This is a genomic window from Pseudomonas sp. RIT623, from assembly GCF_004519305.1.
Lineage (GTDB): Bacteria > Pseudomonadota > Gammaproteobacteria > Pseudomonadales > Pseudomonadaceae > Aquipseudomonas.
Window position 1 is genome coordinate 44,050 of sequence record NZ_SOZA01000033.1, and the last position, 10,032, is coordinate 54,081.

At 64.1% G+C, this 10,032-nt stretch carries 7 protein-coding genes and 1 tRNA gene; 5 read left to right on the top strand and 3 right to left on the bottom strand.

The window, feature by feature from the left end:
* Positions 1-109: 109 nt before the first annotated feature.
* Positions 110-1,591, bottom strand: coding sequence for a glutamate--tRNA ligase (gene gltX / locus E3U47_RS19565; protein ID WP_134693303.1), 1,482 nt, complete (start codon positions 1,589-1,591; stop codon positions 110-112).
* A gap of 144 nt (positions 1,592-1,735) precedes the next feature.
* On the opposite strand from gltX, the gene E3U47_RS19570 reads away from it, so the two are divergent.
* Positions 1,736-2,785 carry an HlyD family secretion protein gene (locus E3U47_RS19570; RefSeq protein ID WP_134693304.1) on the top strand — a complete coding sequence of 350 codons (1,050 nt, stop codon included), beginning with the start codon at positions 1,736-1,738 and terminating at the stop codon, positions 2,783-2,785.
* Positions 2,786-2,834: 49 nt separating this feature from the next.
* Positions 2,835-4,325: an MDR family MFS transporter gene (locus E3U47_RS19575; protein WP_177414258.1), complete on the top strand. Its 1,491-nt coding sequence runs from the start codon at positions 2,835-2,837 to the stop codon at positions 4,323-4,325.
* A gap of 147 nt (positions 4,326-4,472) precedes the next feature.
* Here E3U47_RS19575 and uvrB read toward each other — a convergent pair whose 3' ends face one another.
* Positions 4,473-6,488 (bottom strand): excinuclease ABC subunit UvrB, encoded by a 2,016-nt coding sequence (gene uvrB, locus E3U47_RS19580; RefSeq protein ID WP_134693306.1) that lies wholly within the window; start codon positions 6,486-6,488, stop codon positions 4,473-4,475.
* A 288-nt stretch (positions 6,489-6,776) separates the two neighbouring features.
* Here uvrB and E3U47_RS19585 point away from each other — a divergent pair, with 288 nt between their 5' ends.
* The 3 genes from E3U47_RS19585 (at position 6,777) to E3U47_RS19595 (ending at position 9,481) form a co-directional block, all read left to right on the top strand.
* Complete coding sequence (locus E3U47_RS19585; protein WP_134693307.1) at positions 6,777-7,973, top strand: amino acid aminotransferase; 1,197 nt, start codon at positions 6,777-6,779, stop codon at positions 7,971-7,973.
* Positions 7,974-8,034: 61 nt separating this feature from the next.
* Positions 8,035-8,110 (top strand) — tRNA-Asn (locus E3U47_RS19590).
* A gap of 126 nt (positions 8,111-8,236) precedes the next feature.
* Positions 8,237-9,481, top strand: a complete 1,245-nt coding sequence (locus tag E3U47_RS19595; RefSeq protein WP_134693308.1) for a nucleoside deaminase — start codon at positions 8,237-8,239, stop codon at positions 9,479-9,481.
* A 13-nt stretch (positions 9,482-9,494) separates the two neighbouring features.
* Here E3U47_RS19595 and E3U47_RS19600 read toward each other — a convergent pair whose 3' ends face one another.
* Complete coding sequence (locus tag E3U47_RS19600) at positions 9,495-9,908, bottom strand: cupin domain-containing protein (protein WP_134693309.1); 414 nt, start codon at positions 9,906-9,908, stop codon at positions 9,495-9,497.
* Positions 9,909-10,032: the final 124 nt, after the last annotated feature.

Sequence of the window (10,032 nt, forward strand, 5' to 3'; positions counted from 1 at the left end):
GGACCGCATGGCGGTCCCTCGATTTCAACATCAGTACATGAATCGCCGGGGCCGCCATGCGGCCCTTTCGCGACACAAGGCCGCTCCTACAGGTTCAGCGAAAGCTGGATCAGGCGATGTTCGCCAGCAGCTTTTCCCATTCCTTGTTTTCTTTCTTCGACACGCCGCCCAGCAGGTCCAGGGCCTGGCGCAGACGGTAGCGGGTCAGGTCGGGGCCGAGGATTTCCATGGCGTCGAGTACCGACACCGAGCTGGCCTGGCCAGTAATGGCGGCGAACATCAGCGGCATGGCGTCACGCAGCTTGAGTTCCAGCGCCTCGACCACGGCCTGGATGCAGCCGGTGATACGGTCTTTTTCCCACTGGCGCAAGCTTTCCAGCTTCCACAGGATCAACTGCAGCACCTGGCGGACTTGGTCGGCGGACAACTTCTTGCTTTCGAACAGCTTGGCGTCGAGCTTGAGCGCGCCTTCGAAGAAGAAGCCGCCCAGCGGGGCGATCTGACTGAAGGTTTCGACCCGGCCCTGCACGTGCGGGGCGATCTGCATCATGTAGTCGCTGTTGAACGCCCACTTCTGTACCCGCGCGGCGAACTCCTGCACCGGCAGCTCACGCAGCCACTGGCCGTTGAGCCACGACAGCTTCTCGATGTCGAAGATCGGGCCGCCCAGGGAGATGCGCGACAGGTCGAAGTGCTCGACCATCTCGGCCAGGGAGAACTTCTCGCGCTCGTCGGGCATCGACCAGCCCATGCGACCCAGGTAGTTGAGCATCGCCTCGGGCATGAAGCCCATGCGCTCGTAGAAGGTCACCGAGGTCGGGTTCTTGCGCTTGGACAGCTTGGACTTGTCCGGATTGCGCAGCAGCGGCATGTAGCACAGCTTGGGCTGCTCCCAACCGAAGTACTCGTACAGCTTGATCAGCTTCGGCGCCGACGGCAGCCATTCCTCGCCACGCAGGACGTGGGTGATGCCCATCAGGTGGTCGTCGACCACGTTGGCCAGGAAGTACGTCGGCAGGCCGTCGTTCTTCATCAACACCTGCATGTCCATGCGGTCCCACGGGATCTCGACGTCGCCACGGAGCATGTCCGGCACCACGCAGATGCCTTCGCTCGGCACTTTCATGCGGATTACGTGCGGCTCGCCGGCGGCCAGGCGACGCTGCACTTCCTCGGCGCTCAGCAACAGGGCGCGGCCATCGTAGCGCGGGGTTTCGCCGCGGGCCATCTGCTCGGCGCGCATCTGCTCCAGCTCTTCGGCGGTGCAGAAGCAATAGAAGGCGTGACCGGCATCGACCAGTTGCTTGGCGTACTGGGCGTAGATCTCGCCACGTTCGCTCTGCCGGTAGGGGCCATGCGGACCGCCGACATCCGGCCCTTCGTTCCATTCGATGCCCAGCCAGCGCAGGGCGTCGAAAATCTGCTGCTCCGACTCGCGGGTCGAGCGCAACTGGTCGGTGTCTTCGATCCGCAGGATGAACTCACCGCCGTGCTGCTTGGCAAAGCAGTAGTTGAACAGGGCGATGTAGGCGGTGCCGACATGGGGGTCGCCGGTGGGCGATGGCGCGATACGCGTGCGAACGGTGGTCATGGTGAGTCTCGAACGAAGATTCAAACAAAGGCCGAATGTTAGCAGGGAGCAGGCACCGGGCTCCAGCAATGGCGCTATCGTCACTTGTGAGCCGGCCGGGTACCGCTGTTAAATTTGCTTACACTTTTGCAATCCTGGTCCCCCATGCCCGCCCAACTCAAACGCCGCCTGCTGATCTTCATCACCCTGGTGCTGCTGGTCGCCCTCGCCTTCCTTGCCCACTGGTACTTCAAGGGGCGCTTCTACGAGAGCACCGACAACGCCTACGTCCAGGGCGAGATCACCCGCATCTCCAGCCAGTTGGCCGCGCGCATCGACCAGGTTCCGGTGGAGGACAACCAGCATGTGCGTCAAGGCGACCTGCTGGTGCGCCTGGAGACGGCTGACTTCGAACTGGCCGTGGCCCGCGCCCGCGCCGCCCTGGCCACCCGTGAGGCGGAGCTGGCACAGGCGCAGAGCCGCCTGGTCCAACAGGGCAGCCTGATCGCCGCCGGCCAGGCCCAGGTGGCGGCCAGCCAGGCCACCCTCGACCGCTCGCAGCTCGACCTCAACCGCGCCCAGGCCCTGCGCAAGCCGGGCTTCGTCTCCGAGGAAAGGGTCACCACCCTCGCGGCGGAAAGCCACGTCGCCCGTTCGCAGGTGGACAAGGCCCAGGCCGACCTCAAGGGCCAGCGCCAGCAGGTCGATGCGCTGGGTGCCGAGCTCAAGCGCCTCGACGCGCAAATTGCCAACGCCCGCGCCGACCTGGCCCAGGCCGAACTCAACCTCACCCGCTGCGCGATCCATGCGCCGATCAGCGGCACCATAGGCCAGCGCAGCGCGCGCAATGGCCAGGTTGTGCAGGCTGGCGCCTACCTGCTGTCGATCGTCCCGGACGAGGACATCTGGGTGCAGGCCAACTTCAAGGAAACCCAGATCGGCAGGATGCACCCCGGTCAACGCGCCGAACTGCTGTTCGACAGCTACCCCGACACGCCCATCGAAGCCCGCGTCGACAGCCTGTTCGCCGCCTCTGGCGCGCAGTTCAGCCTGCTGCCGCCCGACAACGCCACCGGCAACTTCACCAAGGTGGTGCAACGCATCCCGGTCAAGCTGACCTTCGCCGCCGACAATCCGCTGCATGGCCGCATCCGCCCGGGCATGTCGGTCACGGCCACGGTCGACCTGCGCGACGGCAACGCGGATGGCCGGTGACCAACTGCTGCGCCCAACGCAGGAGCCGAGCCGGCGCGACTGGATCGCGGTGATGAGCGTGATGCTGGGTGCCTTCATGGCGGTGCTGGACATCCAGATCACCAACTCGTCGCTCAAGGACATCCAGGGCGCGCTATCGGCGACCCTGGAGGAAGGCTCATGGATCTCCACGTCCTACCTGGTGGCGGAGATCATCATGATCCCCCTCACCGCCTGGCTGGTGCAGTTGCTCTCGGCACGACGACTGGCGGTGTGGGTATCGCTGGGTTTTTTGGCGTCATCGCTGCTGTGCTCGATGGCCTGGAACCTGGAAAGCATGATCCTGTTCCGCGCGTTGCAGGGCTTCACCGGTGGCGCGCTGATCCCACTGGCCTTCACCCTGACCCTGATCAAGCTGCCCGAACACCACCGCGCCAAGGGCATGGCCATGTTCGCCATGACCGCCACCTTCGCCCCTTCGATCGGCCCGACCCTGGGCGGCTGGCTGACCGAGAACTGGGGCTGGGAATACATCTTCTACATCAACATCCCGCCGGGGCTGGTGATGATCGCCGGCCTGCTCTACGGCCTGGAAAAGAAGGCCGCGCACTGGGAACTGCTGAAAAGCACCGATTACGCCGGCATTGTCAGCCTCGGCCTGGGCCTGGGTTGCCTGCAAGTGTTTCTCGAGGAAGGCCATCGCAAGGACTGGCTGGAATCGAGCCTGATCGTCAGCCTTGGCACGGTCGCCCTGCTCAGCCTGATCCTGTTCGTGATCCTGCAGTTCTCCCGCGCCCACCCTCTGATCAACCTGCGCATCCTCGGCAACCGCAACTTCGGCCTGTCGAGCATCGCCAGCCTGGGCATGGGCGTGGGGTTGTACGGATCGATCTACCTGCTGCCGCTGTACCTGGCGCAGATCCAGGGCTACAACGCCCTGCAGATCGGCGAGGTGATCATGTGGATGGGCATCCCGCAGCTGTTCCTGATTCCGCTCGTGCCGCAATTGATGAAGGTGATCTCGCCGAAGGTGCTCTGCGCCCTGGGCTTTTGCCTGTTCGGCGTGGCCAGTTTCTGCTCCGGGGTGCTCAACCCCGACTTCGCTGGGCCGCAGTTCAACCAGATCCAGGTAATCCGCGCCATTGGCCAGCCGATGATCATGGTCACCATCTCGCTGATCGCCACGGCGTATATCCAACCCCAGGATGCGGGGTCGGCGTCGAGCTTGTTCAACATCCTGCGCAACCTGGGCGGCGCCATCGGCATCGCCCTGCTGGCGACGCTGCTGGATGCCCGCACCAAGGTGTATTTCGACTACCTGCGCGAGGCGCTGGTACCAAGCAACCCGCAAGTGGCCGAGCGCCTGGCGCAACTGGCCGAGCGCCTGGGCAGCGACAACGCCGCGCTGGGCAAGCTGAGCGAAATCACCCACCAGCAGGCGTTGATCATGGCCTACAACGACGCCTTCCATTTTGTCGGGATCGGGCTGGCGGTGAGCATGTTGGCGGTGTTGCTTACGCGCAAGTTGCCGCAGGGGTTGAAGGCGGGCGAAGCGCACTGATCGAGTTGCACCTGACCTGTAGGAGCGGCCTTGTGTCGCGGGGCCGCAAAGCGGCCCCGACCATTTCTGCCTTGACGCTGAGATCCTGGGGCTGCTCCGCAGCCCTTTCGCGACACAAGTCCGCTCCTACAAGGATTGCATAGGGCTTTAGCTAGCCAGCAACCGCTCGCGCAGCTTGCCGATCTCGTCGCGCAACTGCGCCGCGGCCTCGAACTCCAGGTCGCGGGCGAACTGGAACATCTTCTCCTCCAGTTGCTTGATGCGCTTGGTGATCTCGGCCGGGCTCTGCAGCTCGGCCTCGTAGCGCCCGGCCTCCTCCGCAGCCTTGGCCATGCCCTTGCGCTTCTTGCTGCGCGCGCCTGGCACGGTGGCGCCTTCCATGATGTCGGTGATGTCCTTGACCACCCCCCTGGGCACGATGCCGTTGGCCTGGTTGAAGGCCAACTGCTTCTCGCGACGACGCTCGGTCTCGTCGATGGCGCGTTGCATCGAGCCGGTAATGTTATCGGCGTAGAGGATCGCCTTGCCGTTGAGGTTGCGCGCGGCGCGGCCAATGGTCTGGATCAGCGAGCGCTCGGAACGCAGGAAACCTTCCTTGTCGGCATCGAGGATCGCCACCAACGACACCTCGGGCATGTCCAGGCCTTCGCGCAGCAGGTTGATGCCCACCAGCACATCGAAGGTGCCCAGCCGCAGGTCGCGAATGATCTCGACCCGCTCCACGGTATCGATGTCCGAGTGCAGGTAGCGCACCCGCACATCGTGGTCGGCCAGGTAGTCGGTGAGGTCCTCGGCCATGCGCTTGGTCAGGGTGGTAGCCAGCACCCGCTCGCCCTGGGCGACACGCTTGCCGATCTCCGACAGCAGGTCGTCGACCTGGGTCAGCGCCGGACGCACCTCGACCTGCGGGTCGACCAGGCCGGTCGGGCGCACCACCTGCTCGACCACGCGCCCGGCGTGCTCGGCCTCGTAGGGCCCCGGGGTGGCGGAAACGAAGATGGTCTGCGGGCTCACCGCCTCCCACTCGTCGAAGCGCATCGGCCGGTTGTCCAGCGCCGACGGCAGGCGGAAGCCGTACTCCACCAGGGTTTCCTTGCGCGAGCGGTCGCCCTTGTACATGGCGCCGACCTGGGGAACACTGACATGGGACTCGTCGATCACCAGCAGCGCGTCCGGCGGCAGGTAGTCATACAGGGTGGGTGGCGGCGCGCCCGCCGGGCGCCCGGAAAGGTAGCGCGAGTAGTTCTCGATGCCGTTGCAGTAGCCCAGCTCGAGGATCATCTCCAGGTCGAAGCGGGTGCGTTGCTCCAGGCGCTGGGCCTCGACCAGCTTGTTGTGCGTGTTCAGGTACTCCAGGCGCTCCTTGAGCTCTTCCTTGATACCCTCCACCGCGTCGAGCAGGGTCTCCCGCGGGGTTACGTAGTGGCTCTTGGGGTAGAAGGTGAAACGCGGCAGCTTGCGGATCACCTCGCCGGTCAGCGGGTCGAAGGCGGCGATGTTCTCCACCTCGTCGTCGAACAGCTCGATACGAATGGCCTCGAGATCGGATTCGGCCGGGAAGATGTCGATCACGTCGCCCCGCACCCGGAACGTGGCGCGGGCGAAGTCCATCTCGTTGCGGGTGTACTGCAGGTCTGCCAGGCGTCGCAGCAGGGCGCGCTGGTCGAGCTTGTCGCCGCGGTCGACGTGCAGGACCATTTTCAGATAGGTCTCGGGGCTGCCCAGGCCGTAGATGCACGAAACGGTGGTGACGATGATCGCGTCGCGCCGCTCCAGCAGCGCCTTGGTCGCTGACAGGCGCATCTGCTCGATATGGTCGTTGATCGAGGCATCCTTCTCGATGAAGGTGTCCGACGACGGCACATAGGCTTCGGGCTGGTAGTAGTCGTAGTACGAAACGAAGTACTCCACCGCGTTGTTCGGGAAGAACGCCTTGAACTCGCCGTACAACTGGGCCGCCAGGGTCTTGTTCGGCGCCAGCACCATGGTCGGGCGCTGCACCTGCTGGATCACGTTGGCGATGCTGAAGGTCTTGCCCGAACCGGTCACCCCGAGCAGGGTCTGGTGCGAAAGGCCCGCGTCGATGCCCTCGACCATCAGGCGGATGGCCTCGGGCTGGTCGCCGGCCGGCTGGAATCGGGTGACGAGCTGGAACTCGGACATGACGGACCTCGTGGATGTCGCGGCAACTGTAAATTTAGCCAGTAGTCTATACCCAAATGCGCGCGCCGGGCGCGGCTTTCAAGGCCAAGCTGTGAACGCGCATTGCAATGGACCGGGCAATTCGACCAATGGTCGAAAAATATTTGCGCAAACCGCTGGAAAAGCAGCGGCAGACTGTCGCGGTGACCGGTCGGTATCACTATACTGACTCCCCGTTTGTGCACCGCTTCAGTGCCTTCGGCTGGAGCGTGGCGCCCCTATCACTCTCCTATCAGAGCCAAGGTAACAATGAGCCTGTTTTCCGCTGTCGAGCTGGCACCCCGCGATCCCATCCTGGGCCTCAACGAAGCATTCAACGCCGATACCCGCACCGACAAGGTGAACCTGGGCGTGGGCGTTTACTGCAATGAGGAAGGCCGTATCCCGCTGCTGCGCGCGGTGATCGAAGCCGAGACCGCCCGTGCCGCCCAGCACGCCTCCCGCGGCTACCTGCCGATCGACGGCATCGCCCAGTACGACCAGGCCGTGCAAAAGCTGATCTTCGGCGCCGAATCACCACTGCTGGCCGCAGGCCGCGTGGTCACCGTGCAAGCCGTTGGCGGCACCGGCGCGCTGAAGATCGGCGCCGACTTCCTCAAGCGCCTGCAGCCGGGCGCCGTGGTCGCCATCAGCGATCCGAGCTGGGAAAACCACCGCGCCCTGTTCGAGAGCGCTGGCTTCCCGGTGCAGACCTACCGCTACTACGACGCGGCCAGCAATGGCGTCAACCGCGCTGGCATGCTCGAAGACCTGAACAAGCTGCCAGCCGGCTCGATCATCGTCCTGCACGCCTGCTGCCACAACCCGACCGGCGTCGACCTGACCCTGGACGACTGGAAGAACGTGCTGGAAGTGGTCAAGGCCAAGGGCCACGTGCCGTTCCTCGACATGGCCTACCAGGGCTTCGGCGATGGCATCGACGAAGACGCCTTCGCCGTGCGCCTGTTCGCCGAGTCGGGCCTGGAATTCTTCGTTTCCAGCTCGTTCTCCAAGTCGTTCTCCCTGTACGGCGAGCGTGTCGGCGCGCTGTCGATCGTCACCGCCTCGAAGGACGAGAGCACCCGCGTGCTGTCGCAGGTCAAGCGGGTTATCCGCACCACCTACTCCAACCCGCCGACCCACGGCGCCAGCATCGTCGCCGCCGTGCTCAACAGCGCCGAGCTGCGCCAGATGTGGGAAACCGAGCTGGCCGAGATGCGCACTCGCATCCACGGCATGCGCAAGCAGATGGTCCAGCTGCTGGCCGAGTACGGCGCCAACCGCGACTTCAGCTTCGTCGGCCGCCAGGTCGGCATGTTCTCCTACTCGGGCCTGACCGTTGACCAGGTCGCACGCCTGAAGAACGAGTTCGGCATCTACGCCCTGGACACCGGCCGCATCGCAGTCGCCGCACTGAACCAGAGCAACATCCACGTGGTCACCAAGGCCATCGTCGAGGTGCTGTAACTGCTTGATTGTCCGAGGGAAGCTTGACTTCCCTCGGGCCATGGGTAAGATACGCGCAGATTCCGCGATAGCTCAGTCGGTAGAGCAAATGACTGTTAATCATTGGGTCCCTGGTTCGAGTCCAGGTCGCGGAGCCAAACACTGAAAACCTCCAGATGCGCAAGCACTGGAGGTTTTTTCTTTTCCGGCCTGGCGCTTGTGTTCCGACTGCCCTGGACTATCGTCTGCCTGCGCACCTCGCGCAGCAACGACAGGGAGTCAACATGGACACCGTTCGCAACGCCCAGCAGGCCGTGGAAACCGTCGCCGACCAAGCCATTCTCGCCGCGCAGCAAAAGACTTTCGCGGTAGGCGGCTGCATCATCGAGAATGCCACCGGCAAGGTGTTGAAGGCCATGCACAACAATGTGCTGATGCCCTACCCCAACAGCACCGCGCAGCCCCCATTCCTGCCTCATGACCCGACAGCCCACGGCGAGCGCCAGTTGGTGCAGTGGTACTACGACAACCGTCAGGCCATGAACCTGCCGGAGCCCAGCAAGCTCACCGTGGTCACCACCCTGGACCCATGCGCGATGTGCGCGGGCTCACTGCTGACCGCTGGCTTCAATGTCGCCGTCAGCGCCATCGACACCTATGCCGGGGTCAACTACAACAGCCAGTTCAACTTCCCGACCCTGCCGCCGGAAGTACGCCAGACAGCCCAGAAAACCTGGGGCTACTACGCAGTGGATACACCTATCAATCGGCAGTACCAAGGCTCGACAGGCCCCATCTTCGCGAAGGAAATCATCGACGCACGGGTGTTCAGCCTGACCGGTTCGATCTTCGACGCCAGCGTCAATACGGTGCGCGAGGCGAGCAACAACAGCGGCCTGGCGCCTGACCAACTGAAGAACCCGGCGTCACTACCGGCCAATAGCCCGGTGCGCAAGGCACTGACCGAACTCAGCCCATGGGCCTTGACGGTCAAGTTCGACGACCCGCGCATGCCGGGCGCGGGCCTGGCCAAACCATTGACGGAAACCGCGCGCCATGCCGACACGATGAACGCCGTGGCCTTGCTGGATCCGTTCGGCAACCTGCTAGCATGCCTGGGCGGCCAGGAAAAGCAGTCACCCATTCGCACGGCGTTCATGGAAACCACGCGCCGCTATGCCCTGATGCGCTGGGAACTGATGAACAGCAACGACCCGCAGGTGCGCGCCGAGGCGCAGCAGTACCTCACCCATCCCAAATACGGTACGTTCGTGTTTCTGTACATTCCCGACCCGCGCACCAGCGAGGCGGTGATGACCTTCGGTGCGTATGGCTCGACCATGGAGGGGCCGGTGCCGCAGTCGTTCCCGTCCAACCTGCAATACGTGCTGCTGCACCCGGGGGTTACGCCGCAGGCCGTGGCGCAGTTGGCGCAGAAGCTGCCGCCCTTCTACACCCAGAGCGTCCAGGTCGCGCCCAGCCAAGTGCTGGATGACGCCCTGATCCAGGCTGCGAAGGGCGCGCTGTAAACCCCGCTGTCAATCATTGGGACAGGGGCTCGGTCACTGGCCGCCCCTCGTCCACCAGGCTCCAGACCAGCAGCTTGGCCGGTTGAGTCTTGCTGGCGTTGCGCGAGACGCTATGCACGGTACCTGGCGCCTCGTACCAGAACTCGCCGGCCTTGTAGGTTTTCTCTGCTTCGTCGTTGAGTTTCGAGGTGACGGCCCCTTCCAGCACGTAGGCCATGACCGCGCCTGGGTGCTGATGCGCCGGGGAGGCTTGGCCTGGGCCATAGCTGACAGTGAGCATCACGGCTTTCTTGCCGGGGGCATTGCTGGGGGCTTGCTCCTGCAGGATCTTCACCTGGTCAGGCTTGTCGCCATGGGCCCAGGCGGGCGACAGCGGGGCAAGCAGGCCTAGGGTCAGCAGGGCAATGGGCAGGTGGATGATTCGCATCGGGTTTCTCCTGAGTGGCAACTACTTTCAGGTTAAGCCCGGGGTTGCCGGGGGCAAATGGCCAATTCGCGAAAAAACCGGGAGGCCGTTGCCGTTGCCGATCAAGAGGCTAACGCCAAACCCT

Bases quoted from the DNA above. Each gene is read 5' to 3' on its own strand.
- gltX (WP_134693303.1), bottom strand. From the start codon at position 1,591: ATGACCACCGTTCGCACGCGTATCGCGCCATCGCCCACCGGCGACCCC.
- E3U47_RS19570 (WP_134693304.1), top strand. From the start codon at position 1,736: ATGCCCGCCCAACTCAAACGCCGCCTGCTGATCTTCATCACCCTGGTG.
- uvrB (WP_134693306.1), bottom strand. From the start codon at position 6,488: ATGTCCGAGTTCCAGCTCGTCACCCGATTCCAGCCGGCCGGCGACCAG.
- E3U47_RS19585 (WP_134693307.1), top strand. From the start codon at position 6,777: ATGAGCCTGTTTTCCGCTGTCGAGCTGGCACCCCGCGATCCCATCCTG.
- E3U47_RS19595 (WP_134693308.1), top strand. From the start codon at position 8,237: ATGGACACCGTTCGCAACGCCCAGCAGGCCGTGGAAACCGTCGCCGAC.
- E3U47_RS19600 (WP_134693309.1), bottom strand. From the start codon at position 9,908: ATGCGAATCATCCACCTGCCCATTGCCCTGCTGACCCTAGGCCTGCTT.